At 48.6% G+C, this 25,925-nt stretch carries 20 protein-coding genes; 8 read left to right on the top strand and 12 right to left on the bottom strand.

The genetic code is table 11. The annotated features are described in order from the left end of the window. Window positions 1-222 precede the first annotated feature (222 nt). The 4 genes from ACQY2W_RS05325 to ACQY2W_RS05310 are packed head-to-tail and all read right to left on the bottom strand — an operon-like array spanning window position 223 to window position 4,128. Window positions 223-1,386, bottom strand: coding sequence for a sodium ion-translocating decarboxylase subunit beta (locus ACQY2W_RS05325; protein ID WP_428050121.1), 1,164 nt, complete (start codon window positions 1,384-1,386; stop codon window positions 223-225). A gap of 8 nt (window positions 1,387-1,394) precedes the next feature. Further along, entirely contained in the window at window positions 1,395-3,188 is a 1,794-nt protein-coding gene (locus ACQY2W_RS05320; protein ID WP_428050119.1) for a biotin/lipoyl-containing protein, read from the bottom strand. Between the two features lie 23 nt (window positions 3,189-3,211). Beyond that, entirely contained in the window at window positions 3,212-3,427 is a 216-nt protein-coding gene (locus ACQY2W_RS05315) for a hypothetical protein (protein ID WP_428050117.1), read from the bottom strand. Next, window positions 3,424-4,128, bottom strand: a complete 705-nt coding sequence (locus tag ACQY2W_RS05310; protein ID WP_428050115.1) for a biotin--[acetyl-CoA-carboxylase] ligase — start codon at window positions 4,126-4,128, stop codon at window positions 3,424-3,426. The genes ACQY2W_RS05315 and ACQY2W_RS05310 overlap by 4 nt, the downstream gene beginning before the upstream one ends. A gap of 210 nt (window positions 4,129-4,338) precedes the next feature. On the opposite strand from ACQY2W_RS05310, the gene ACQY2W_RS05305 reads away from it, so the two are divergent. Then, the gene (locus tag ACQY2W_RS05305; protein WP_428050113.1) at window positions 4,339-5,031 is read left to right on the top strand and encodes a type IV pilin protein; all 693 of its coding nucleotides are present in this window, start codon (window positions 4,339-4,341) and stop codon (window positions 5,029-5,031) included. Here the strand turns inward: ACQY2W_RS05305 and ACQY2W_RS05300 are convergent. The 6 genes from ACQY2W_RS05300 to ACQY2W_RS05275 form a co-directional block, all read right to left on the bottom strand. Beyond that, window positions 5,028-5,939: a PdxA family dehydrogenase gene (locus ACQY2W_RS05300; RefSeq protein ID WP_428050111.1), complete on the bottom strand. Its 912-nt coding sequence runs from the start codon at window positions 5,937-5,939 to the stop codon at window positions 5,028-5,030. The genes ACQY2W_RS05305 and ACQY2W_RS05300 overlap by 4 nt on opposite strands. A 55-nt stretch (window positions 5,940-5,994) precedes the next feature. Further along, complete coding sequence (locus ACQY2W_RS05295) at window positions 5,995-7,164, bottom strand: peptidylprolyl isomerase (RefSeq protein WP_428050109.1); 1,170 nt, start codon at window positions 7,162-7,164, stop codon at window positions 5,995-5,997. Beyond that, the gene (locus tag ACQY2W_RS05290; RefSeq protein ID WP_428050107.1) at window positions 7,148-7,981 is read right to left on the bottom strand and encodes a peptidylprolyl isomerase; all 834 of its coding nucleotides are present in this window, start codon (window positions 7,979-7,981) and stop codon (window positions 7,148-7,150) included. Before ACQY2W_RS05290 ends, ACQY2W_RS05295 begins: the two co-directional genes overlap by 17 nt. 12 nt (window positions 7,982-7,993) lie before the next feature. Beyond that, window positions 7,994-11,134 (bottom strand): transcription-repair coupling factor, encoded by a 3,141-nt coding sequence (locus ACQY2W_RS05285; protein WP_428050105.1) that lies wholly within the window; start codon window positions 11,132-11,134, stop codon window positions 7,994-7,996. A 21-nt stretch (window positions 11,135-11,155) separates the two neighbouring features. Further along, the gene (locus ACQY2W_RS05280; protein WP_428050103.1) at window positions 11,156-13,291 is read right to left on the bottom strand and encodes a penicillin-binding protein 1A; all 2,136 of its coding nucleotides are present in this window, start codon (window positions 13,289-13,291) and stop codon (window positions 11,156-11,158) included. Window positions 13,292-13,392: 101 nt separating this feature from the next. Then, the gene (locus ACQY2W_RS05275; RefSeq protein ID WP_428050101.1) at window positions 13,393-13,896 is read right to left on the bottom strand and encodes a type IV pilin protein; all 504 of its coding nucleotides are present in this window, start codon (window positions 13,894-13,896) and stop codon (window positions 13,393-13,395) included. Window positions 13,897-14,124: 228 nt separating this feature from the next. Between ACQY2W_RS05275 and ACQY2W_RS05270 the strand changes: the two genes are divergently transcribed. From ACQY2W_RS05270 to ACQY2W_RS05250, 5 genes are all read left to right on the top strand, one after another. Continuing rightward, window positions 14,125-15,183, top strand: coding sequence for a sensor histidine kinase (locus tag ACQY2W_RS05270; protein ID WP_428050099.1), 1,059 nt, complete (start codon window positions 14,125-14,127; stop codon window positions 15,181-15,183). 4 nt (window positions 15,184-15,187) lie between these two features. Continuing rightward, complete coding sequence (locus tag ACQY2W_RS05265; protein ID WP_428050097.1) at window positions 15,188-15,832, top strand: response regulator; 645 nt, start codon at window positions 15,188-15,190, stop codon at window positions 15,830-15,832. A gap of 12 nt (window positions 15,833-15,844) precedes the next feature. Beyond that, window positions 15,845-16,453, top strand: coding sequence for a 16S rRNA (guanine(966)-N(2))-methyltransferase RsmD (gene rsmD, locus ACQY2W_RS05260; RefSeq protein WP_428050095.1), 609 nt, complete (start codon window positions 15,845-15,847; stop codon window positions 16,451-16,453). Beyond that, window positions 16,443-17,183, top strand: coding sequence for a RecB family exonuclease (locus ACQY2W_RS05255; protein ID WP_428050093.1), 741 nt, complete (start codon window positions 16,443-16,445; stop codon window positions 17,181-17,183). The genes rsmD and ACQY2W_RS05255 overlap by 11 nt, the downstream gene beginning before the upstream one ends. Before the next feature lie 375 nt (window positions 17,184-17,558). After that, window positions 17,559-18,251: a type IV pilin protein gene (locus ACQY2W_RS05250; RefSeq protein WP_428050091.1), complete on the top strand. Its 693-nt coding sequence runs from the start codon at window positions 17,559-17,561 to the stop codon at window positions 18,249-18,251. Here ACQY2W_RS05250 and ACQY2W_RS05245 read toward each other — a convergent pair. Further along, the gene (locus ACQY2W_RS05245; RefSeq protein ID WP_428050089.1) at window positions 18,236-19,024 is read right to left on the bottom strand and encodes an undecaprenyl-diphosphate phosphatase; all 789 of its coding nucleotides are present in this window, start codon (window positions 19,022-19,024) and stop codon (window positions 18,236-18,238) included. The two genes, ACQY2W_RS05250 and ACQY2W_RS05245, sit on opposite strands and share 16 nt — an antisense overlap. A gap of 84 nt (window positions 19,025-19,108) precedes the next feature. On the opposite strand from ACQY2W_RS05245, the gene ACQY2W_RS05240 reads away from it, so the two are divergent. Both ACQY2W_RS05240 and ACQY2W_RS05235 read left to right on the top strand, forming a co-directional pair. Continuing rightward, window positions 19,109-22,126, top strand: a complete 3,018-nt coding sequence (locus ACQY2W_RS05240) for a PD-(D/E)XK nuclease family protein (RefSeq protein ID WP_428050087.1) — start codon at window positions 19,109-19,111, stop codon at window positions 22,124-22,126. Next, entirely contained in the window at window positions 22,116-25,361 is a 3,246-nt protein-coding gene (locus ACQY2W_RS05235; RefSeq protein ID WP_428050085.1) for a UvrD-helicase domain-containing protein, read from the top strand. Before ACQY2W_RS05240 ends, ACQY2W_RS05235 begins: the two co-directional genes overlap by 11 nt. Window positions 25,362-25,370: 9 nt before the next feature. Here ACQY2W_RS05235 and ACQY2W_RS05230 read toward each other — a convergent pair. Next, window positions 25,371-25,925 (bottom strand): type IV pilin protein (locus ACQY2W_RS05230; protein WP_428050082.1); only part of this gene is annotated, 555 nt, incomplete at its 5' end.

Genomic DNA, 25,925 nt, shown 5'->3' with positions numbered 1-25,925 from the left:
GTGCTATAAAAAGCAGACGAAATGGGAAATTTTTCAAACTCACTGCGTTCAAACATGAAAAATTTCTTATCCATTTCGGCGCTTTTTATAAACAGCACTCAAGGGGCGGGAAAACAACGACGGTATCCGGCAGATTTGGCAAATTGTTGGCTCTGAAAAGCAACGAAACCTAAAACTTTACGTTTTAGGTTTCGTGCGTAAAACTAAACTTCCGAAATGTCGTTATTTAAGTAGGGCCAGCAGCACACCGGCCGCCACCGCACTGCCAATCACACCCGCCACGTTGGGACCCATCGCGTGCATAAGCAAGTAGTTTTGCTTGTCATATTCAAGCCCTACTTTGTTAGACACGCGCGCGGCCATCGGCACGGCAGAGACGCCCGCAGAGCCGATAAGCGGATTGATTTTCGTTTTGCTAAATACGTTCATCAGTTTAGCCAGTAACACGCCGGAAGCGGTGGCAATAGAGAACGCAATAATGCCTAGTACCAAAATACCTAAGGTTTCCGTTACCAAGAAATGATCGGCTTGTAATTTGGATCCCACAGACAAGCCGAGCAAGATAGTAACGATATTGCAAAACTCGTTTTGTAAGGTTTTGCTTAACCGTTCGGCTACACCCGATTCTTTGACAAGGTTTCCAAACGTAAGCGCCCCGATGAGCGGCGCGGCAGACGGCAACAACAGCGCGCACAAGAGCAAAATCACGATCGGGAACAAGATTTTCTCGCGTTTAGATACCGGGCGCAGTTGAGTCATGCGGATTTTGCGTTCGGCATCCGTCGTCAAAAGTTTCATAATAGGCGGTTGAATAATCGGTACTAAAGCCATGTAGGAATAAGCAGCTACGGCAATAGCTCCGAGCAAATCGGGCGCGAGGCGCGACGTTAAATAAATAGACGTCGGGCCGTCTGCCCCGCCGATAATACCGATAGACGCGGCTTCTTTTAGACCAAAGGCAAAGAGTTGGTTATCGCCAATGTAAATGTACGATAAACCGATTGCGCCGATGAGCGTAGCGAAAATACCAAACTGCGCCGCCCCGCCCAGTAACGCCATTTTCGGGTTGGCAATTAACGGGCCAAAGTCCGTCATCGCGCCTACCGCCATAAAGATAAACAGCGGAAATAACCCCGTATTGATGCCGGCGTTAAACACAATGCCTAAAAACCCGTTGGGTCCGGCAATTTCTTCGCCAACCGGCATGGGGATATTGGCCAGCAGTCCGCCAAAAGCAATCGGCACGAGTAGCAGCGGCTCAAATTGTTTTTTAATACCGAGCCACAACAAGAAACAGCAAACGGCAATCATTACAAGTTGTTGCCACGAAACGGAATAAATACCCGTCGTTTGCCAGATTTGATTAAATGCTTGTGCAAAGTCCATAGTGACTCCTATTTAATCTCGGCTAGCGCATGGCCTGTTTGAATTTGGTCGCCTTGTTTGACGACAAAATGTACCGTTCCGGCGGCCGGAGCGGCAACCGGGGTTTCCATTTTCATTGCTTCCATAACCAGAATTTCTTGCCCTTCGGCTACGTGCTCTCCCTCTTTCACGCTAAAGCGCAGTACCGCACCGGGCACGGGGGCGTTTACCGTTGCTCCCGCTCCGGCCGCGGGTTTAGCGGCCGTTTGCGCAGGTGCGCTTGCACCGACGCCCACGTTATAGCGTTTGCCGTTGACCACGGCGGTCGTATCGTTTTCAAACGAAACCGTATAGGTTTTGCCTTCTACAGTTACGCTGACCGGGCCGTCTTGTTTAGTGGCCGGTTTTACATCGGCGGCCCAGCGGATGCCGTTAATTTTGGCTTCGCCTTTTAAGTACATCAGCCCTTTATCCGCACATGTAGCAACGATAAATGCGTTTTCTTCGTTGACAGGTAAGCCCGCTTCTTTCAGTTTCGCTTCCGCCACTTTTAAGCCCTTTTTCGGGTCGGCGTCGTTAATCTCAAGCGGCGTCTTGGTGGTGGGTTCGCGTTTTAATTGTTCGCTGGCAATTTTGACAATTTCCGGGTCTGCTTTGACGGGAGTTTTGCCGAAATAGCCCAGCACCATTTTGCCGTAACCTTCGGTAATTTTTTTCCACGGCCCGAACATCACGTTGGCGTATGCTTGTTGGAAATAGAATTGCGAAACGGGGGTTACGGAAGTACCGAACCCGCCGAGTTTAACGCACTCGCCCATAGCTTTAACGACTTCGGGGAATTTGTCAAACGTGCCGTTGTCGCGCATCATTTGCGTGTTGGCGGTCAACGCACCGCCGGGCAACGGCGAGAACGGAATAATCGGATTGACCTTGGTGGCCTCGGGCGGCAAGAAGTATTTGCGCATGCAATCTTGGAACACGTTTTCGGCCTCTTGAATTTTCTTCGGGTCAATATCTAACGTATATTCCGTACCGCGCAAAGCGTGCCACATCGTTAAAATATCGGGTTGGCACGTACCGCCGGAAACGGGTTGCATGGACAGGTCCAACGAGTCTGCACCTGCTTTGATCGCTTCTAAACAGCAAGCAATAGAGTTGCCCGCGGTTTCGTGTGTGTGGAAAACAATTTTGGTGCCGGCCGGCAAGACGCGGCGCGCCATGGCAATCGTTTCGCCGACGGTGTGCGGAGTGGAAGTGCCGGACGCGTCTTTAAAACATACGGAGTCAAACGGAACGCCGGATTTTAAAATATCCTTTAAAACTTTTTCATAAAAAACGGCGGTGTGAATTTTACCCGTCGGATCCCAACCCGGCGCTAAGGACATCATCGTCACGCAGATTTCGTGTTTGAGCCCTGCGTTGTGGATGCACTGGCCGGAGTAAATCAAGTTGTTTACGTCGTTTAAAGCATCAAAGTTGCGAATCGTAGTCGTGCCGTGTTTTTTAAACAGCTCGGCGTGTGCTTTGATGACGTCGGAAGATTGGCTGTCTAACCCTACCACGTTGACACCGCGGGCCAAGGTTTGTAAGTTAGCATCCGGCCCCGCTGTTTTGCGGAACGTGTCCATCATATCAAAGGCGTTTTCGTTGCAGTAAAAGAACAACGCCTGAAAGCGCGCACCGCCGCCAAATTCCATGTGGGAAATTCCGGCGTGGCGGGCCGCTTCTACCGCGGGCATAAAGTCTTTGGTGAGTACGCGCGCTCCGTAAACAGATTGAAATCCGTCGCGAAACGCAGTGAGCATAAAGTTAATTTTTTTCATAGAGTTTTATTTCCTTGTATAAGTTATTTTGCAAATCTTTTGGCGGTGGCAATAGCAACGGCTAATAAAGCGTTGTCTGCTCCGTCGGCAGTAACTGCGGGGAATTTTTTGTCCATCCACGCAACAAACGCGCCTAAAATCTTCATCATTCCAATCAGTAAGATTAAGAACGACAGCACAATCAGCATACCGATAGCGGTAATGTTAATTGACTGTAAAAATAAATTTTCTGCACTCATGATAATACATCTCCTATATATATTTCCTTTAGGCCTTGCACCGTACGCAATAGCAACGTACCGCGCGGGGATATCCCCTCAGCTTGGCCGAAAATCGTTTTATCGCCGTCTTTGACGGTAATGTCTTTGCCCAACGCCGCAAACCGTTGGGTATAAGCGGGGCAAATGGTTTCAAATCCTTTTTCACATAAAGCCGGGTAGTCTTGCCAAAAAAATTGCAAGACGTTTTTTAGCACGGTTTCGCGTGTGGTCTGCACCCCTAACATTTTTAATGAAGTGGCCGGTTGCCCGACGTGCGATACATCATTTTGGTTGATATTGATGCCCACGCCCAGCACCACGGCCTGAAAAACCGATTTGTCAAAAATGGCTTCGCTTAAAATGCCGCTGATTTTTTTGCCACTCACTTGTACGTCATTAGGCCATTTGATAGCAGGTAAAAGTCCGTAAGTTTCTAATGCTTGGCAAATGGCCAGTGCCATCAGTTGTGTGAGGTTGGGCAGAAAAGGATTGTACGACGGTTTTAAAAGAACGGAAAAATAAAGCCCGCCCACTTGAGAGACCCAGGTGCGGTCGTAACGGCCGCGTCCGGCGGTTTGGCAATCGGCATATACTACTGTGCCATGGGGCAATGCGGCCCGGTGCATTTTCAAGTACGAGTTGGTGGAGTCCACCGTGTCTAAATGTAGCAACCGGCTCATATACATATTATATCAAATTAAGACGGCGGCTGTATTTGTCCGAGGCCTTTATATGGGAAAAACAAAAGGGGGGTTTCTGTATATATTTTCTCTCGCTCGTCATCCCGACCCTGCGGGCGGCAAAAATGCGGGACAACGCGAGAGAAAAATAAAAACTTGACATCGTTTTTTTTTTTGCTACATTTTATTAAATGAAACAAAGGAGGTCGCATGAAAAAAGAAAAATGTTTGTTGGGCTGTTTAAAAGAAAATAAAATAAGACGTCATGCCGGAAGGTTTCTGTCCGGCATCTCATCCTTGCAAAAACAACAAAGCGGTTTGAGATCCCCGACAGAGACTTTCGGGGATGACATTTTTATTTACCACGGCGGTTTCACGCTCATTGAATTATTAGTGGTAGTGTTAATTATCGGCATACTCGCCGCGGTGGCGTTGCCGCAATATCAAAAAGCGGTAGAAAAAAGCCGTGCCGCGCAAGCTATTACGTTGATTAGAAGTATCGGTGAGGCGGGCGAGGCATATCATTTAGCCAGTGGGGAATGGCCGTCATCATTTGATGAGATCGGAATAGAACCGCCGAGTTGGACGGGTACAACTAAAGGATACACTAACGCAGGGGCAAGTGATGCCGTTTCAAATAGTGATTGGTCGTTACAGTGGTGGTCTAGTGGTAATGGCTCTAGCGGTATTGTCATTACCCGGATGACAGGGCCTTACGCCGGCGCGGGTTTTACATGGGCATTTGAGCGAAATGATGCCCTTGTGCCGACAAAACAAGTTGTGTGTACGGAAAGACTTGCCAATGGCGTTACTTTTTCTGGTACGGCGGGAGATTATTGTCAAAAATTATTTCGGGGCACTTTAAAAGCAACTTTTGAACACCGATTTTATGCGTTACCTTAATTTTTTTTCGCCGCAAACAAAATAGCGGCTATCATGCTAGATGGGTCGGCTATGTTTTTGCCCGCAATATCAAAAGCCGTGCCGTGTGCAGGCGATGTGCGCAAAAACGGAAGGCCGGCTGTCAGGTGGACGATCGGTTTTTTGGCGGCTAATTTCATGCCCAGTAATGCTTGGTCGTGATACATACAAAGTAACCCGTCATATTCTCCCTTTATATGCGCCAGCCACGCGGTATCTGAGGGAAGCGGCCCGTCAACCGACAAACCTATGTTGCGTAATTTCTTCATGGCGGGAATTAAAAATTGGGCTTCTTCGGTGCCGAATTTACCGTTGTCGCTGGCGTGCGGGTTGACGGCACACAGACCGATACGCGGATGTTCTATTCCCAATTTGACAAGGGCCCGCTTAAAATGCATGGCTGCATCTATCACGCGATCTTTTGTGAGTTTTAAATGCGCTAAAGGAAAATGCTCGGTCACTAACGCGCAACGTAAACGATCACTTATAAACATCATAAGACCGTCTGCATTTGTTTTGTAACGGAGCAATTCGGTATGCCCGGTAAACGGCACCTTGGCCAGCGTCCAACTTTGTTTGGAAATCGGGGCGGTTACTAAGGCGGCCTTATTTTGCAGTGCCAGTTTTATGCCTAATTTGACGGCTTGAAAAGAGAGCAGCCCGCCGGCTCGGCTGGGAGCGTGCAGGGGGGATAATTTTTCCGTGCTTTTTATGGGTAATAACCCGCCTAAATCATTTGTCCACCCGGCCTGTCGCAGAGATACCGGATCTGCGATAACAATCGTGCGGCATGCACGCTGTACACGCGGATCCTTCAGCGCGCGTACGGTAATTTCCGGCCCGATGCCGTTAGGATCTCCGGCGGTGATAAGTACAAGCGGTTTAATCATATAAAAACAAAACCGCCCCCCGCAGTCATGTTGGCACAGGGGACGGTATTAAAAACTATTTTTTTACTTCTTCTTTTTTCTCGTTGGCTTTGGCGGCTTGTTCGGCAGCAACTTTATCAATCTCAAACGTTTTAGTAATTTTGATGTCTGCTTTGTCGTAAAGTTCGCCTACGTACTGCGCCATGGCTTGTTGGATGCGTTGTTGGGCGAGGTATTGGCCCAAGTCGCGCGAAATATCCTCAAACGTAACGGTTTTTTCGGCGCGTTTTTCTTTGATTTTAATGATGTGAAAACCGATATCGGTTTTAATCGGCGCGCTGACTTTGCCTACGGCAAGTGTAAAAGCTTTGTCGTCCACTTCTTTGGGGGCAATGCCTTTAATTAAGATCATGTCGCCACCGCTGGCCAGTGCCGCTTTTTCTTCGGTGTATTTTTGCACCGCGGCGGAAAATTCTAACCCGTTATCAATTTCTTTTTTGATTTGTTTGGCCAGTTCTTCTTTCTTTTTGATGTCTTCGGGTTTCATATCTTTGGTAATAGCCAAATAAATATGCCCGACGCGGACTTGCTCGGCGGTAAGTTGTTTGAGTTTTGCGGCAATCGCTTGCGCTTCTTGGAGCTTGGCCGGGTCCTCTTTTTCAAGCGCCTTCATTTTTTTGGTGTTATTTTTTAAAACGGCGTTTACGTTGTCAAACAAGGCCCTGGCGTCGGCTTCTTCTACCGGTTTGACGGTAGCGCGGAGTTTTTCTTCCATCAGTTTGCGTACCGCTACATCTTTTTTAATTTTTTCTTTGTAGCGTTTTAAATTCATGCCTTGTTTTTTAAGTGCTTCATTAAAGCGTTTGTCGGCCCCGGCAGGGTCTTCTTTACCTGTTTTTTCGTCAATGATAAAGCGGTTTTTGATTTCGTTAATACCGGCATCTACTTCCGAATCTTTGACCTGTATTTTGGCTTCTTCGGCGGCTTGGTACAAAAGCTCTTTGGAAATAAGTTCTTTTAATACTTCTTTGCCGATTAAATCGCCGGCGTACGGCTGCGTAAGTGTTTGCGGGGAAGCCGCTTTGTATTGGTCAATAACGCCTTCCACATACGCATTATATTCAGACGCCAAAACCGGACGACCGTTCACGGTGGCCACGGAACTTTCCATTACTTTGGCGCAGAGCGGGCTGGTTAATAAGGCCGCTGTAAAAATAGCTAATACATATTTATTCGTTTTTTGCATCAATCAGTACCTCGTATTTAGTTTGTAGATCTTCTATTATTTTATCTAATTTTTTGTTTTCCAACACGGCGCGGATACGCGGGTAAGCTTCTTCTTTAGACAAGCGTTTCTCGCCGGTTTTCATAATGATATGAAAGCCAAACGCTGTTTTGATGAACCCTTGCACGCTTCCGTTAGAAGACGTGGCTGCGATAACTTCTATTTCCGGTAAAAATTCGCCGGGCATAAATGTAAATTTGCTGTTGCGGATCATCTCCGGAGCGATATTGTATTGACGGGACAATTCTTTCCAACGCGAAGGCGAACGTTTCAGCGCGCGCAAGACTTGGTCGGCCGTTTCGGCATTGTCTACAATAATTTGTTGGACGGTCATTTCGTACGGGTATTTTTTATAATATTCGGCAATTTCTTCATCGGTAATTTGTAATTCGCCGTCCGTGCGTTGTTTTTCGTACCATAAATCTTCTAATAGTTGGCGGGTATAGGCCTGGTAAATTTCGTTGAGGGCCATGCGTTTATCGGTGGACAATTTTTGATAATCTGCCGTTTTGTCTAACCCTTGTGTAAGCGCATCGGTTTGAATCAGCTTTTCGCGCAAAATAATCTGTATCAGATTTTGCCGCCCGATAGGGGTTTGGGCAAAATCTGCATCTTGTTTTTCCAATAATACCAAGCGGTCCTGCACGTCCTGTTCGGTAATGGTCGGAACGTCCGGCCGGACGCGGGCCTTGGGGTCCGCTTTAGGTTTGTCTTCCTGTTTGTTGCACGCACCCAACAACACGGCCAACACCAGTAAACATAATAAACTTCTTTTCATATATATACTATATCATTTTTCCGCGGGTAATAGCGTAGCCAAAAAGGCCATTACTTCCCGGGCAAAATCTAGCGGAAGTTGGGAAGGGGCGGGTACCAGATGCAACCCGTCGCCTTGGCGGGACTTAATAAATTCCAAGCGTTCTGCGCCAAAGCGGCGGAAAAGTTCTGCCGGAAAGTTGGGCGGCATTTGGAAATGGCGGGAAAATAAAATTTCTAATTTTCCGTCTATATAATCAAGATGAAAAATGTGCAACCGGGTGGCTTGGTTAGATAAATCAAATAGTGCGGTCAAATTGATAATTTCTTGCGGAACGGGGCCGCATAAATCGGCTAAGCGCGTAAGCAGTGTTTGGGTGCGTTGCGGGTCGGCTCCCATAAGTGCTTTGTAGTATTTTAGACGTTCTGCGTCATCGGGCAAATAATCGGGCGGAATATAGGCCGCCAGCGGTAAATTGACGGTAGCTCGCCAGGTGGGTTCGGGTTTATCCCCGCGTAGTTTTTTGACTTCCGCGGCTACCAAGTCACAATACAAACTCAGCCCCACTTCGCTGATTTGACCGTGTTGTTTAACGCCTAAGAGTTCGCCCGCCCCGCGAATTTCCATATCGCGCAAAGCCAGGCGAAAACCGCTGCCCAGTTCGCTAAATTCCATCAGAGCCGCTAAGCGTTTTTTGGCCTCTTCGGTCGGGTCTTTTTCCGGGGTCGGATTCCAACGAACGGCGGCCAAATCGGAAAAATTATCTTCCTGTTGGGGCGTTTTTTGAAAGAGCCAATCGGGGTGGAATAAGTAACAATATGCCTTCGTACTGCCGCGCCCGATGCGCCCGCGCAATTGGTACAGTTGCGCTAAGCCGAAATGGTGTGCGTTTTCCACAATCAGCGTGTTGGCATTTGTGATATCTATGCCCGATTCAATAATGGTAGAGGCCAGTAAAACATCGTATTTGCCGTTGTTGAAATCCCATAATGTTTGCTCCAGTTGTTTTTCGTCCATTTGACCGTGAGCCACGCAAATACGCGCGTGCGGTACGAGTTTTTTTAGTAACAACAGGCGTGATTCCATACTCTGTACGCTGTTATATACATAGTACACTTGCCCGCCGCGCGCGAGTTCTTGCGAGATAGCCGAGGCCGCCAGTTCGTTGTTCCACGGGGTAACCACGGTTTTGATAGGGGTGCGTCCGCGCGGCGGCGTGTCAATGAGTGAAATATCACGCAACGACGAAAGCGATTGGTTGAGCGTGCGCGGAATAGGCGTAGCACTAAGCATAAGCGAGTGAACGCCGGTGCACTTGGCGCGTATTTTTTCTTTTTGTTTGACGCCGAAGCGGTGTTCTTCGTCAATAATTACAAGCCCTAAGTTTTTAAATGAAATATCTTTGCTCATCAGGCGGTGCGTGCCGATAATGATATCGCACACGCCGTCTTTGATTTCTTGTACAACGGTGCGTTGCTCTTTGGCGGTTTGAAAACGGCAGAGCATACGGATATTCAGCGGAAAACCCGCCATGCGCTTGGTAAATGTTTTGTAATGTTGGGCGGCTAAAATGGTGGTGGGAACAAGCATCATTACCTGCTTGCCGGATAATACGACTTTTAACGCGGCGCGCATAGCTACTTCGGTCTTGCCAAAGCCCACATCGCCCACCAGTACACGGTCCATGGGCTTTGGCAGGGATAAATCACGCAGTGTTTCGGCAATCGCTTGCTCTTGGCCCGGGGTCAGCGTATAGGGGAAAGAATCGGCAAATTCCTGCTCCATGCGTGCGTCTCCGGTGATTTCGGGGGCGGGTGTGGCTTGGCGCAAGGCCTCTAATTTTAAAATTTCCTTAGCGGTTTTTTGGGCCTCTTCTTTAACGCGTTTTTTTACGTCTTTCCATTTGATACCGCCCAATACCGAAAGCGTAGGCCGTTTGCCGCCGGCTCCGATATATTTTTGCACTTTTTTAAAGTCGTACATGGGCACGTATAAGCGGCTGCCGCGGCGGTATTCAATGATTAGACAATCGGTGGGGTTGTTGTCCGGGTCCATGACTTCTAAGCCCAAGTAGCGGCCGATGCCGTGTTCTTGGTGGACGACATAATCACCCACCTCTAATTCTTTAAACCGTACCCGTTTAGCTCCCTCTATATCAAAGCGGCGCAGCACGGCAGAGGCGTTATAGCGGCGGTTGAGTAAATCGTTAGAAGTAATAAAAGCTTGTTTGGTTTGCGGGTCGTAAAACCCTTGGGTTAAGGGGGAAATAAACAGTTCGGCCTGTTTAGCGTGCGGATAATCGGCCAGTAATTCGCTTAAACGGTCCAACTCACCGCGGTTTAAACAGCTCAGCCGAACGCGGTATCCTTGCCGGGTAAGAGAATCAATTTCTTTATCGGCCAGCGTCATGTTGGCTTGAAACGGCAAGGGCGACTTTAACCCGGCATTGTGTGCATTTTCATGCGGGAATTGGGTTATAAAACGGGCCGTCGGATAAGCGGTAAAATCAAAGGTTTTGTCGGGCTCGTCAAACACTAATTGTGCGTTAGGTAAATAGTCGGTCAGCGTAGCCGGGGTTTGATCAAAAGCGAGTGGCAAAATAACTATTTCATCTACGCTATGTTGGGTGTTTTGAGTATCCGGGTCAAAGGTGCTGATCATGTCCAACCGGTTTCCCGCAAAATATAAGCGCATAGGTAAATTTTCTTGCACACAAAAAACATCCACCACGCTGCCGCGGGCGGCGTATTGGCCGGGTGTTTCGGTGTAATCTTCGCGCGTATAGCCGGACGTTTCCAAAAAATCAAGTAATTCTTGACGGCGTAACGTGTCACCGTGGCATAACGTGCGGATACGGTTTTTAAATTCGTTTAAATCGGGTAGCGGGGCGGATAAACTGTCGTACGAAGAAATGACCAGTTGTTTCCCGCGCGCCCGGCTAAGTTGGTACAGGGCGGCTAACCGCCCGGTGTCGGTATCCGGGTAGTAGATAATAGAGGTGTCCGGTGCGGCAAATTCGCGCGCGGCGGCTTCCATATCCACGGGGTCGTCGGCTGTAACCAGCAGGACCTGTCGGGCGCGCGGCAAAATTTGGCGGCACACAAAATACGCCTTGGCGGCACTGTTGGGCAAGCCGTAAATAAATGAGGACGTGGGCGGTTGGGTGTGGCTCATAATTTTACGTAGCAACTTGGACTAGAAACTTTGCGGCTCTGTACCGGTAATGAACGCTTCTAAAAATTTGTTGCGGTCGGTGGGCATAGCCAGTTTACCGGTAATGGGGTTAATATACGAGAACGAAATACCTTCCGGTACGGCAAAGTCGTCATTGGGTTCATCTTTTAAAATTTGCTCCATAATTTCCGTCCACCAACGGGCGGTCGTGCTACCGGTAAAACGCGCACCGTTTTCGTGCGAGGTATCATCATCATACCCCATCCACGCCGCGGCGGCGGTGGAAGGCGTCATGCCGACAAACCACATATCACGGTGGCTTTGAGTGGTGCCGGTTTTGCCGGCGATGTTGCGGCCCAGACGGCCTACGTATGCGCCGCTTCCGCGTTGGGTAACGCCTTTCATCATATTGATTAAAAGATAAGCGTGTTGCGGCGAAAAAGCAGCTGTTTCAAGGGGGATATGTTGTTCTAAAATCCGTCCGTTGGCATCTTCTACGCGCTCAATATAATAGTTATCGGTATGGATACCGCCGTTGGCAAAGGTGGTTAATGCGGCTAAATGTTCGTCCATTTGTACGACACTGACACCTAACGCTAAGGCCGGTACATTGGGCAAGTTAGCGGTTAGTCCGGCTTTGCGGGCTACTTGGATAACGGCGCGCGGAGAAACGGCGTCAATTAAATTGACGGCTACTAGGTTTTTAGATTTTTCTAACCCTTTGCGAAGTGTCACCCATCCTTCGGCCCGGCCGCCGTAGTTTTGTGGAACCCAAACGTTGAAATCTTTACTGGCGATGAACGGTTGTTTGGCTAAGTCTAACGAATATAAGTCGGCATTTTCATCAAACGTGCGCCAGTTGCGTCCGTCGTAATAGAACATGGTGGGTAAATCTTTAACCAGCGTAGCCGGCGTATATCCTTTTTGCAGGGCCGCCATCCATACGTAGGGTTTAAACGAAGATCCCGGTTGGCGTTTGGCTTGGGTGGCGCGGTTGAATTTGCTTTCGCTAAAGCCGCGTCCGCCGACTAGTACCCGTACGGCTCCGGTTTTGACGTCGCGCACCATAAATGCCCCTTGCAAGCGCGGATAATCGGCTTTCGTTTCGGGTTCGGCTTCGGTGGGTTCTTCTTCGCTGGTGGGGGTGGGAGCATCGGCTTCCGAATCGTTGGGGTCAATTTCAATACCTAGCCCTTTAGCGACTTGTTCATCATATTCTTGGAGTTTTTTGTCCATGATTTCTTCGGCAAGTGCCTGTTGCTCAATATCAATGGTGGTGTAGATGTTCAGCCCCGCTTTCCACAAAACGTCCATGCCGTATTTGGGCTCTAAAATGCGGCGGATATATTCAATAAAGTATAGCCCGGGTTTTTTCTCGGGCGCGGGTTGTTTGGTGGGTAGTTCTTCGGCTTTGGCGGCGGCTAGTTCTTCGTCATTGATATAGTTTTGCTCGTGCATAACGTCCAACACGAGATTGCGGCGTTGCCGGGCTACGGCCGGATTGGCAAACGGGTTGTACCGTCCCGGAGCGGGAATCAAGCCCACCAGTAAGGCGGCCTCACCGGTGGTAATTTCGGAGAGTTCTTTATCAAAGTATTTTTTAGCGGCGGCTTTAACGCCGTATGCCCCGCTGCCTAAATAAATTTCGTTTAAGTAAAGTTGCAAAATTTCGCGTTTGCTAAACTGGTGTTCAATTTGAATAGCCAAAATAATCTCGCGGATTTTGCGGATAAGTTTTTTCTCTTGCGTTAAAAACACACCGCGCGAGAGCTGTTGGGTAAGTGTGGACGCGCCTTGTTTGGCCCGTCCGGTAACCAGGTCGTGCAGTAATGCGCGGAAAATGCCGCGGATGGAAAAGCCGGCGTGTTTGAAAAAATCGCGGTCTTCCATAGCGACTACGGCGTTTTGCAAATCCACCGGGATATCTTCCAGCGGGACCATACTGCGTTTTTCAATAGAAAATTCGTGGATGAGTTTATTGTTGCGGTCGTATACTTTGGTAGTGAGGGAGGGGGTATATTCCTCCATTTCATACACGGGGGGTAAGCCGGAGAAAATATAGCGCATAAATACCGCAGACACAATGATAAAAACAAACAATCCGGCTAGTGCGGTAAACAAAAACGGTTTAGAAAAAGAAAAACGCTTTTTGGCCATATACTAGATTATATCAAAATTGGACCGCAAGACCGCAGCGTACAACCCCTGTGAACGAAAAAAACATTACAGGATATTTTAGTTGTGAAATACCGATAAGGTTATTGTACTTGGTAACAAGGAAGATTCTCGGCAGACGAATAGCCCGGTTTGGTATGATTATTGCTCAGGCGTTTACATACATCAATTCCTGGTTCCGTCCTACCGTAACAACAAATTATGTCGTCTGTGTTGTAGGAAAACGCATAAGGGTTAAGCGGCCGGGGCAATCGGTTGGCAACCGCTATAAGGTTAGGAGTGGCAGGAGCAACTGTGCCATATTCAAACCACTTTGAATTTTTACGGTTGAGCGAGTGTCCCGGTAGCGTAGTATTTTCTCCAGGCACGTCAATATCAAGCGCTTCAATATCGGTGGCATATTCTCCGTTAGCCATGTAGTATGCTTTGTTAGCAGTAGCTATGGCTTTTAACATGACAAGCCCTTCCGTAGCGCGTGCTTTTTCTACGACTTTTTGATATTGCGGCAACGCTACCGCCGCGAGTATGCCGATAATTAAAACGACCACTAATAATTCAATGAGTGTAAATGCTTGTTTGTTTTTCATGCTGTTTGCTCCTTTCTATTTTTTTTGTTCCTTTATTATCGTTTTTTTTTTTGATTTGTCAAGCGAAATTTTGCAAGCTGCCAAAATTACGACACAAAATGATTGCACAAAAGGCAAGAAGGAAATGCGCACAAAAGACGGCTTGCCAATTAGGGGGCCCATGGTCAAAAGGCCCAAACTATTGTAAAATAGTAAGGCCCTGTGAAATCTTATTAAAAAGAGTTATTTATGGTACGTAAATCTGCAAAAAAAGTGACGGTCCGCGCCAAGCACAAACCTTCCGCCGGACGTTCTAAATTCTATGGGTACGATTTTGTTTTGTTAGTGGATCCGGCTTCCCTCCGTTTTACGCAGGTGGGCGGTGCAACGCATGCCCGTGTTTCCTTATATAAGGACAACCCGGTCCACCAAGCGGCCTTGACGCAAACGCTTAAACAAGGGGTTTATCACTACGAGTGGGCCGACCAACATACAAATATGCCTCGTCTTTATCAAACGACTTGCGTAGCGTTGCGCCCGGTTGGGCAAGAGGTAACGGGAGTACTTTCTTTTTCGCGCGAAATTAAAGAGGGATTTTTGCCGGGAGCGTCCGATTCTTACCAATTACATGACGGCAGTGGTGCGCGTACCTTTGCGCAAATTTTACTGGCCGCGCGCGAAACCGAAAAGCGCGAAATTTCCAAGGCCTTGCATGACGAAATTGGCTCTAATGCAGTCATGCTCACGGCCTTACTTAGTTTAGTGCGCGCCAGCGTAAAAGCGGGCAATACCAAACAGGCCTTACAAGATTTGGCCCAGTTAGACACGCATCTCAAAGACAGTGTAGAACGGTTAAAACAGGTGATTGTTTCGTTACGTCCGCCTGCTTTGGAAAACAAAGGCGGTTTGGGGGGAGCCGTGCGTGATTTGCTGGATAACATCAGCGGATTGGCCCACGTGCCTTATACCTTTGATTATGACGGAGTGGACGACCGAACTTTTTTGTCCGATAAAGTAAAAATTTTGTTGTATCGTATTGCGCAAGAAGCCCTAACCAATATCGCTAAACACGCGCGGGCTAAGCATATTCGCGTAACTCTTAAACAAGAAGGCGCGCAAATTTTCTTGAGCGTGTGTGACGACGGAGTCGGCTTTCAGCCGGCCCGCCAGTTGTCTATTGAACACGTGGGGCTTTTGGCCATGAAAGACAGTGTTAACTTATTAGGGGGCACGATTGCCATTAAAAGCGCGCCCGGCGAAGGGACGTGCATAGAGGTATCTTGCCCCAGTGTTATCTATGGGGGATAAATGTATGAAGAAGATTGTATTAGCAGATGACCATGCTATCGTGCGTACGGGTGTGCGCACCGTATTGGAGCGGTTGGGGAAAGATATGCAGGTGGTGGCGGAGCTTTCCAACGGCAAAGAGTTGGTAGATTACGCCAAAGACCACCCGGATGATATTTACGTGGTGGACATCTCTATGCCGGTTATGAACGGTATTGAGGCGGTAGAACAGTTGGTTAAATTCCACCCGGAAGCCAAAGTAATTATGCTAAGTATGTACGATGACCGGCTTTCGGTGGAAAAATCGCTCAAAGCCGGGGCCAAGGGCTTTATTGTTAAAGTTTCGGCTGCGGACGAAATTGTGAGTGCGATTGAAGAAATTTGTGCCGGACGGTTCTACTTGTGTAACAAGGTTTCCAAATATATTGTGCAAGGATTTTTGGGTAAAACTTCTTCGCGCAAGCGCGACGGTACCGGTTTAACACCTAAAGAAAAGGAAGTGTTGCAACTGATTGCCGAAGGGTATAGCAGTAAACAAATTGCCAAATCATTTAATTTGTCGCTCAATACGATCCACGTGCATCGCAACAACATTATGAAGAAATTGGGTATCCATAAACAGACCGAACTAGTGCGTTTTGCCATTAAAGAAGGTATTGCCCAATTATAAAGGAAAGAAACTATGCGTATTATTGCCGGAAGCGCCCGCGGGCGCAGGATATTTTCCGTATCTAAAAATTTACCCGTTAAGCCGATTTCGGATAGAATTAAACAGTCGGTATTTGACATCATCCGTCCGCGTATAACCGGAGCGATGATGTTAGATTTATTCGCCGGAACGGGCAACGTATCTTTAGAGGCCCTTTCACGCGGGGCGATGCGTTGCGTGATGGTAGACCGGGAGCCGGCATGTATCAAAAATATCCACCGCAATTTGGCGCATTTGGGGTTTGAAGACCGCGCCAAGGTGCTGCGCGGTGATGTGTTAAAACCGCTTGATTATTTGCTTGCGTATAGCGACAACGAGGGCTACGATATTATTTTTATGGGCCCGCCGTACCGCGATATCAATAATAAAATGTTGTCGCTCTCTGAGCCGGCATTGGCTAATGTCTCCCAAGCTAAACTGCTTGCAAAAAACGGCCTTATTATTTTGCAAACGCATAAAACGGAACAATTTGCCGTTCCGGCGGAGTTGGAAATTTACCGCGTGGAAAAATACGGCGATACGCTGGTGCATTTTTTGCGCTCCGCGCGTGTGAAATCACAAGGAGAATCGCATGCAGAGTGATCCGCACGAGCTCAATTTCTCCAAGATTAAAACCTACCGCGAATGTCCGCTTGCCTATAAACTCAAATATATAGACGGCAAAAAAGAGGGCTTGACGCCTTCGTCCTCGTTGGGCGTTTCTTTGCACCGTACCTTAGAGGCATACCACAGCCAAAGTAACGATCCGTCGGAATTATTGTCTTATTACGACGATTGTTGGATGGGGGCCGGCTATAAAAACGCCGGCGAGCAAATGGAATGGTATTTAAAAGGTCGGAAAATGTTGGAAACGTACCAAGAGCGGGAGTACGAACGCAAAACCACCGTGGACAGCACTGAGCGTGAATTTATCTTCCAAGAAGGGGAGTGGACCTTGCGCGGCAAAATTGACCGCATTGATAAACTGCCCGACGGCTCGTGGGAAGTGATTGACTACAAAACCGGCACGGACGTTGATTTAACGGCTCCCGTAACGGATTCGCTCCAAATGGGTATCTACGCCGTGGGCGCGCGACGTGCGTGGAACATGAAACAAGGCAAAGCCAGTTTCTATTTTGTGGCGTTTGATCAAGTGCACAGCGCGCCGTTTGAAGCGTTTGACGAGCAACAAATTATTGATACATTTATCCAAACGGGTAAAAAAATCGTCGCGCAAGAGTTTGAGCCCAACACGGCCCAATGCGCAAACTGCGCGTTTAATACCCGTTGCGATAAAGCGGTTTTACCTCCGCAAGAACAATCGCAAGAATAATAATTAAAGAATTATTGGTATACGTAACGGTCTGCTTGCAGCAGGCCGTTTGTTTTTGTCCAAATGGTATTTCCCTTTATTCTCTCTCCCCTTGCGGGAGAGGGTGGCGCACCACTCTTTTTTTCCCCTCGCCCCTTGCGGGAGAGGGTGGCCGAAGGCCGGGTGAGGGGTAATAAAAAGCGGGGTATAATAGAACAAGGAAAATAACTTTACTCTATACCCCTCATCGGTTTGTTCGGACGTTGTCCGCCAAACCACTTCCCCCGCAAGGGGGGAAGTCAAACAACTTTTCCATCGTCGGTAAAAAATGCCTATTGACATCGTTTTTTTTTTTGATTTAATATTCTTACACAAAAACTCTGTGGAGGGATATGTATGCAAAAAGGAAGTTGTTTGTTGGGCTGTTTAAATCAAATTAAGCTGTCATGCCGGAAGGTTTTTATCCGGCATCTTCGTATTTTTGTTTCTATCGGGACGGCTAACGAGCGAGAGAAAATCAGAAGATCCCGGAGTCCTCGCCGGACGGGCGAATTCCGGGATGACAGACCTTTATTTAGTAACGGCAAAGCATTTACGCTTATTGAATTACTCGTTGTCGTACTTATCATTGGCATATTGGCCGCGGTGGCACTGCCGCAATATAAAATTGCGGTAGCCAAAGCGCGCATGACGCAACTGGTCACATTGGCTAATTCCGTTGTTCAAGCGCAAGAGCGGTATTACTTAGCTAACGGAACATATACCACCGATTGGACGGAATTAGATATAGATATTCCACATGTCCAAGTTTCGGGGAATCTGTTGGTTGGAAAGGCCGGATGGCGTTTGTCTTTAAATCCGTCGGGCGGCGTAAATGGAAGCGTATATGCGTTTGGACAAAATTTCTTGCCGGACATTCTGTTAATATTTGGTTATTCTCATGCGAGTACCGATTGGGAAGATAAAAGAGCTTGCTATGCAACCGCTGACAATTCCACAGCTAACGCGGTATGCAAAAATGCAACCGGAAAAACTCAACGTGATAGAGAGGCGGGATATGGCGCCCAGAATGTTTATTTTTTCCAATAATATACTGCCAAAATTACCGCGCCCAGTATCCACCGGTAATACACAAACACGTTAAACGTGTGCGATTTAATATATTTCATCAGCCCGCCGATGACAAGCACCGCGCCGATAAACGCGCTGATCACTCCTGCCAGTAGCGCACCGTTAAAATCGGCCGGGGCCAAATGCCCCAGTTCAAGCACCGTAGCTCCCGCGATAACAGGCGCGGAAAGTAAAAACGAAATACGCGCGCTGACACTGCGAGAAAGCCCTAAAAATAACGCCGCCGTAATCGTAATACCGCTACGCGACACGCCGGGCATTAACGCGAGTGCCTGCGCGCAACCAATCAGAAATACCGTCTTAAAAGATACGTCAAATAAATCGGTTGCTTGGTTTTTAACTTGTTTATCTGCCCAAAACAATACGCCCGCAAACACGATTAAATTGATAGCAATTAACGCCGGATTGCGAAATACGTTTTCCGCCCAGTCGTTTAGCAAAAAACCCATTACCGCCGCCGGAACAGTTGCCGCGGCTAAGTACCACAGCATTTTGCCTTCGCGGCTTTTGGGCGCGGTTAAACCTTGCTTAAGTAGCACCCACCAATCGCGCCAGAAATAGAGCAGTACGGCTAACAAGGTGGCGGCGTGGAGCATTACATCAAAGCTAAGCCCTTGATATTCCTGCCCGCGCAGATACGGCAAAAGTGCCAAATGTGCGGAGCTGGAAATCGGTAAAAATTCGCCCAACGCTTGCAACAGGCCTAAGAAAACGGCGTCCAAAATTGTCATTAATTTCTCCTCAAACGCTTTGCATAACTGCGCAAAAATGCAATAATAAAGTAAGTATTTTTATTTTACTATTTATTACCGGCTATGACACTTTTTTACGCGCATTATCCGTCTTTGGAAAAGTCATTTTTGCAATTTACAATGCACAACCGCCGCCCGTTAGAACCGTGGCTGGTAGTATGTGCGTCGTCGCTCATAGCCCGGCGTTTGCAAACACAACTGGCGCGCACGCAAGGAGCGGTAGCTAATATCCATTTTACGACGGCCTCTTCTTTATTATACCGCTTGGATAGCGAGGCCGGACCCGATTTGCCCGTTTTCCCGCAAGACCATTTGCGCGATTTTTTGTTTAAAGAAATCATATCCCAACCGGGTTTAAATGTGTATCCGGTGTCGCGCGGGTTTATCGGGGCACTTAAAAGTGCGTTGCGTGATTTGGCCGACAGCTTGGCTACGCCAGAGGTGTTGGAAGAACAACTGGCGAGCGAGCCCGATGACGGCCCGTTTGCGCAAGACAAAGAACGCTTTGCGTGGCTTGTGCGTGTTTATAAAGAATATCAAACGCGCGAAGCGCACCTGCCGGGTTACCGCCCGTATCAGGCGCTTTTTGAGCGGGCGCTTGCGCAAGCGGAAAACTCGCCTTATCTCAAGCAATTTTCCCAAATTATTTGGTACGGGTTTTACGATATGCCCGGGCGTCAGTTGGAGCTTATGCACCAACTCAAAGCCCACTATCCGCTGACGGTATTTGCCCCGTACGGCAAATTTCCGGCTTACCAGTTTGCACGTAAGTTTTTTGAGACAAACTGGCTGGGCACTTTCGGCGGCGGGCAAGATGAAAATACGGACGATTTCGGAGCACTGGGAGCCAGCGGGCCGTATCTGTTTGCCCCGCAAGGAGACGCCCCCGCCCCGGGCGTGCAACTTGTATCGGCAGCGCAACCGGCGGGCGAGGTGTTTTTTGCGGCTAAAGAAATTTTACGTTTGGTGGAAGAAGAAAAATACGATTTTACCGATATCGGCGTGCTCGTGCGCACACCGGGCGCGTACCAAGAGGAGGTGCGCCGCATTTTTGCACAAAACCAAATTCCGCTCAATGCGTCGTTTTCCTATCCGCTTGCTAAATTCCCGCTCGGGGCGTTTTGTTTGAATTTGCTAACGTTGGACGTTGGCGGCTTTGAGCGCGAACAGGTGCTGGCTATTGTTTCATCACCATATTTTAAACAACCTGCCAAACGGACCTGGCGCAAATTGACGGAAAAATCACTGGTAAGTTTGAATCTGAGCCAATGGCAAGATTTACTGCCGCAGACCGAAAATTTTGATCCTGCATTTTTAACGTGGTTGGAAAATTGTAATACGCAATTAAAGGCCTTATCTGCGCCGGGCGCGTGGGGTGAAAAGTGCACACAAACGCTTGCGTTTTTGGCAGAGAACATAGACGAAACTTCTTTGCAAGGTAAAGAATTGGAAATTTACCGGGCGGTTTGTGCGTGTGTTTCTTCGCTCACTAACTACGGTGCCTTGCGCGCGCGAAGTAATCAAGGCGAATTTATCCGCGAATTAACGGAAGCACTTTCTTCGCTTACGTTTAACGAAGTGGAAAATGTGGCCCGCGGTGTTACTTTTACCGACGTGCTACGCGCGCGCGGCCTACGCTTTAAAGCCGTATTTTTACTTGGACTTAACGAAAAAGTTTTTCCGCAAGTACTACCCGAAGACCCTATCTTGCGCGACCGTTACCGCTATATTTTGCGTGATGTGCTTGGGTACTGGATCAGTCAAAAGTCGGAGCGGACCGCGGAAGAACGATTACTTTTTTTTAGTGCGTGCAGCAGTGCTACGCACAAATTATACGTGTCGTATGCCACACGCGGCGTTGACGGAAAAGAAATCGTGCCGTCGGTGTACGTGGCCGAACTGGCGCGCGCTACGCATCAGGCGTGGCGTACCAACGAGGCACCGCGTATCAGCGCACGCATGACGCATCAATTGGCCCGGATTGATTTGTCTTTTTTAACGCCTAAAGAAATGTCATGTACGTTACTTTTGCGCGGCCCGGTTTGCGAAAAAGATTGGCAAACGGCCGGGTTTTTTACGCCGGATATAATGCGTCAAACCGCCGCGGCGCATGCACTTAAATCGCGCGGGGCGGTGGGTGCGTTGGACGGACTGATTCAAAGTGGCGAGCGCATATTTGAAGCCGGGCAAAAAAGCGGTTTTTCGCCGTCGGCTTTGCAAGATTTAGCCGCCTGCCCGATGAAATACTTTTTCCGCAAAGCGTTACATTTGGAAGATCAAGACGACGTTTGCGCACGCTATGAACTGGCCCCCAACACGCGCGGTACGGTTTATCATCGTGTGTTGGAGGAATTTTACCGCGAACTAAATAAACAAGGTTTAACGCATCAGCTTTTTGATAGCGGCGTAGAAGAATATATAGACCGCGCGCTTGCCAAACATTACACTAAGCAAAGCTACCGGGCGTTTGGTATTTATCCGGTGGTGTGGGAACTCTTATTAGAACAGATCCGCACGCGGCTTATCAGCTTTGCTCAAGAAGATATAAAGAATTTAGGCACGTTTACGCCGAGTTATTTTGAGCAAGAATTTTCCGCCGTTAGCGTGGATAATCTGCCGTTTGTGTTGCGCGGTATTATTGACCGTATTGATGTGGATAACACGGGGAAAAAATTTATTATTGCCGATTATAAATCGTCTCGCAAAGGCACGTCCGATTTAGCCAAATCGTTTTTTACGCATTTGATTTTCCAACCGTTTTTATATGCGCTTGCCGCCGGAAAACTGGCGAAATTAAACGGGTTTTCGTGCGCGGGTGCGTGTTTGCTTAGCATTAGCAAGGGGTATGATAAACGCGATTTGCCCGCCGAAGAAATCGCGGCCATGCGGCCCAAAGCCGAAGCATTTTTAAACCTGCTGGCCCAACTGGTGCGCGAAGGAACCTTTGTGTTGTACCCGTCGGAATTATGTGCGTTTTGTCCGTACAGTGCGATCTGCCGCAAGGACAGTTTTTCCTGTTTAATGCGCGCACGCAAAAGTGCGCCCGGCGTACAATTAGAGGAGGCCCGCTATGGTAACTAAACTGACCGAAGACCGTGCGCGTGTACTGCACGATTTGAACGTCAATATGGTGGTGGAGGCCGGGGCGGGTACCGGAAAGACAACGCTGCTGATCCGGCGTATTTGTCTGGCGGTATTGGCACAAGGAATAGCGGTAGATAAAATCGTCGCGCTGACATTTACCGAAAAAGCCGCGGCCGAAATCAAAAACCGCTTAGTTACTGCCTTGCATCAAATTGTGCGCGATATCCAAGATAAACAAGCCGGAAAAGAAATTGACGAGCGCTCGTTACTTACGTTTATTGAGCAACATTTTAATTTGCAAGCTAAAGACATTTTGCCACGTGCGCAGGCGGCGCTGGCGCGTTTGGACCGCGCCGGCGTGGGAACAATTCACAGTTTTTGTGCCGATATTTTGCGCACATTTCCGTTAGAGGCGGGTTTGTCGCCGCAGGCGGAAATTGATTCCGGCACGAAGGCCGCGCGGGTGTTTAATGCCCGTTGGAACGCATTTTTAGATGAAGAACTGGGCATCAATGCCTCGCGTAAAGAAGCGTGGAAAAGTGTACTGCCGGAAATTTCACTACCTGAGTTAAAAGCGTTTACGCAAGAACTCTGCAGCGGTAAAATAGAGCAGTACGATTATTTTTCGCACGCGTCTATGCTGGCGAATATCTGTGAAGAAAAAGCCGCCCAGGCGCGCGCGTGGAGTAGTGCCTATTTGGACCCCAAACGTCCGCAACCGCGCAACATTGAAAAAGCACTTGTATGGTCGGAAAAAACCTTGTTAGAAGCCGCCCGGTTTTTGCGCGGGGAAGAAATTTTATCGTCTGAAAAAACAACCCCGCCCGCGCTTACTTCCACGCTCCCCAAAGGGTGGGAGGAGGACGCATTTGAAGAAGCGCGCGGACTCGTGCAATTTGCGCTTAAAATGCGGCCGGATCAACAACAACTATTCCGCCAAGCACTTGCGTTAGTGGAGCCGCTTGCACGGCAGATACGCGAAGATTACGCGCGTGCGGGTATTTTAAGCTTTGACGATTTAATTGTAAAAACGCGCAATTTGGTGGAGCATAATTTATATGTGCGGCGGCTGCTGAAAGAAAAACTGGACGTTTTATTTATTGACGAGTTCCAAGATACCGACCCGGCCCAAGGGGAACTTCTTTTATTTTTGGCGGAAGAAAAATCGTCTTCCGCGCTTCGTTGGCAAGATGTCAAATTAACCCCGGGCAAACTGATTGTGGTGGGCGATCCGAAACAATCTATTTACCGTTTCCGCGGGGCAGATATTACGGCGTATGAATTATTTACCCGGTTGATTTTAAGTCAGGGCGGCGTGAAATGTTTTTTGCGCCAAAATTACCGCAGTGTGCCGGATATCGTCACGGTCGCCAACGAAGTTTGCCAACGCGCAATGGTACAGCAAACCGCGTTCCAACCGGCGTACGAGCCCATTGTACCTACCAAATTGCCGCGGGAAAATGCCGTGCAGTGGCTGTTTGTGAACACGCCCGAAAAAACCCCGGTGCAAGCCGATGATTTGCGCGATAACCAAGCCGAACAAATTGCGTGTTGGATCAAGCAAAACGTTGGCCGGATGAAACTGGCTAGCGGCGAAAAATTGGCCTATAAAGACATTGCCGTTTTAACGCGTGCGGCTACCACCGCCGGACCGTATATGGACGCTTTGCGCCGTCACGGCATTGCGTTTAACGCCGATAGCGAAAAAGATTTTTTTAAACGCCAAGAAATTAACGATTTTCTAAATTTCCTGCGCGTAGCGGCTGATCCGTCGGACACTACTTCGTTGGTGGGGGTATTGCGTAGTCCTTTGGGCGGGTTTACAGACGAGGAAATTTACCAAATTTCAGCCCGGGGGGAGTTGTCTGTTCATGCCAAAACAGCGGATGAAAAGTTGGCGCGGCTTTATAAACTGCTCCTTGAATTTGCGGGTAAAGTCGGACGTAGCGACGTGCAGAAATTGTTGGAACAAGTGATAGATAATACTTCCTTGCCCGAGCTGTGCGCCGCGGCGTACGAAGGCGAACAGACGTTAGAAATTTTAACGCGTTTGGTGGCACAAGCGCAAAATGTGTGGGGGGAAGGGCCGTCTTCACTCGGGCAATTTTTAGCCGCGCTGCAAGATACGCTGCAAAACACGCCCGAGGCGTTTGGCTCTGCACCGCTGGATGCGCTGGATGCGGTGTCTGTAATGACGGTGCATAAGTCTAAAGGGCTTGATTTCCCCGTCGTCATTTTGGCAGATTTATCCAAAAAAGAAACGGGAAGTACAGCCGCGCCTTCGTCACATCTATTTTCGTGGCAGTATAACATGCACGGACTCAGAGCCGGGAAAATTTGCGATGCAAATTTAGCATTTTTAGAAGAAGAACAAAAGAAACACGAGCGGTGCGAAGAAGTCCGCATTTTATACGTGGCTTTAACGCGTGCCAAAGAAAAATTGTTGCTTGTAGCCGACGGGCGCAAAGGAGCCGAGAAAGCCGCCCGCGCATTTGTAGAGGCGGGGTTATGGCCGGACGGTCAAACGGAAAAACTGGGACCGGAAGAAATAGCTGTGCCCGTGTCGTACTTTGCGTACGAAGATCCGGCCGCGTTTATTTACCGCACGCACCCGGTGCAAGAAATTGCGCTAACTTCATTAGATTTAGCGAAGTGGAAAACAGCGTTTGATGCGCGAAAAGCGCGTTATGAAAAATTGCTTAGCGAGCAAAATTTGTCGCCCAGTGAGCGGGTAGAATCAAATACCTTGCTTGCGCCCGAACAGCAAGCCGCCGCCGAGGTGGGAACAGTCTGCCACCGCGCGATGCAAGTTTTACTCATGCAGCCGCAACCGGACGTGGGGCAAACATTAGCGCAAGCCGCGCGCGAAACGGGACTTGTTACGCGCGAACAAGCCGCGGCGGAAATTATCACGCCGTTTGTAACGTCTGATGTTTGCGCGCAGTTGCGTGCGTGTAAGTTGTTAGCCGCGGAAATGCCGTTTTCGTACGTAACCGAAAACGGACTGGTGGAAAGCGGCGTAATGGACGCTGTGTTGGAACGCACGGGCGGAAAAATTTGGGTGGTGGACTACAAAACCGACAAAATTCCCACGGGTGGCACGCAAAAATTAGTGGAAAAATACCGCCCGCAACTTGCGGTATATAAATCGGCGGCGCAAAAGCTTTTCCCCGACAAAGAGGTAGTGTGTTCTGCCGTATTTTTACGCGCGTGTAAAAGTGCGGACGTGTAATAACCCCTGTCAATCTATGTAATAAACTTTATAACCCTCACTGGTGCCTGAAAGGGGCGCATGTTGGGAGACGCGACGGCATAATTCGTTGGCATCGTTATTAGTTGCGATAGCATAACAATCTCGTTTTCCGGGCCTCTTGTCAGTATGATCCCAACGCCATATCAATAGAACTCCCGGGAACCGGGTTTTTGAATTGACTAACACACCGTAGCCGTAAAGACGGACATATAAGCCGGACGGGGTGTAAAAATAATTCCCGCTTACGTTGTGAGGAGTACTTTGAACGGGTAATGCAATATCTAACTCGTCTTGGGTGTTGGCATATGCACCGTTGGCTAAATAATAACGCTCTTGGGCTTGTTTAATGGTGCCGGCGAGGGTAACCATCTCGCTCCAGTATGCTTTTCCGATCGCCATTTTATATTGAGGCAATGCCACGGCGGCCAAAATGCCGATGATTAAAACGACGACTAATAATTCTATTAACGTAAAGCCGGAGCGTTGTAATTTAGGTAGGTCAGGCTTTGCCTGACAATGGCCCGATAGGGACATCATTCCTTT

Source organism: Candidatus Avelusimicrobium caledoniensis, from assembly GCF_902756455.1.
Lineage (GTDB): Bacteria > Elusimicrobiota > Elusimicrobia > Elusimicrobiales > Elusimicrobiaceae > Avelusimicrobium > Avelusimicrobium caledoniense.
This window is presented reverse-complemented; position numbering and strand designations above follow the sequence as displayed.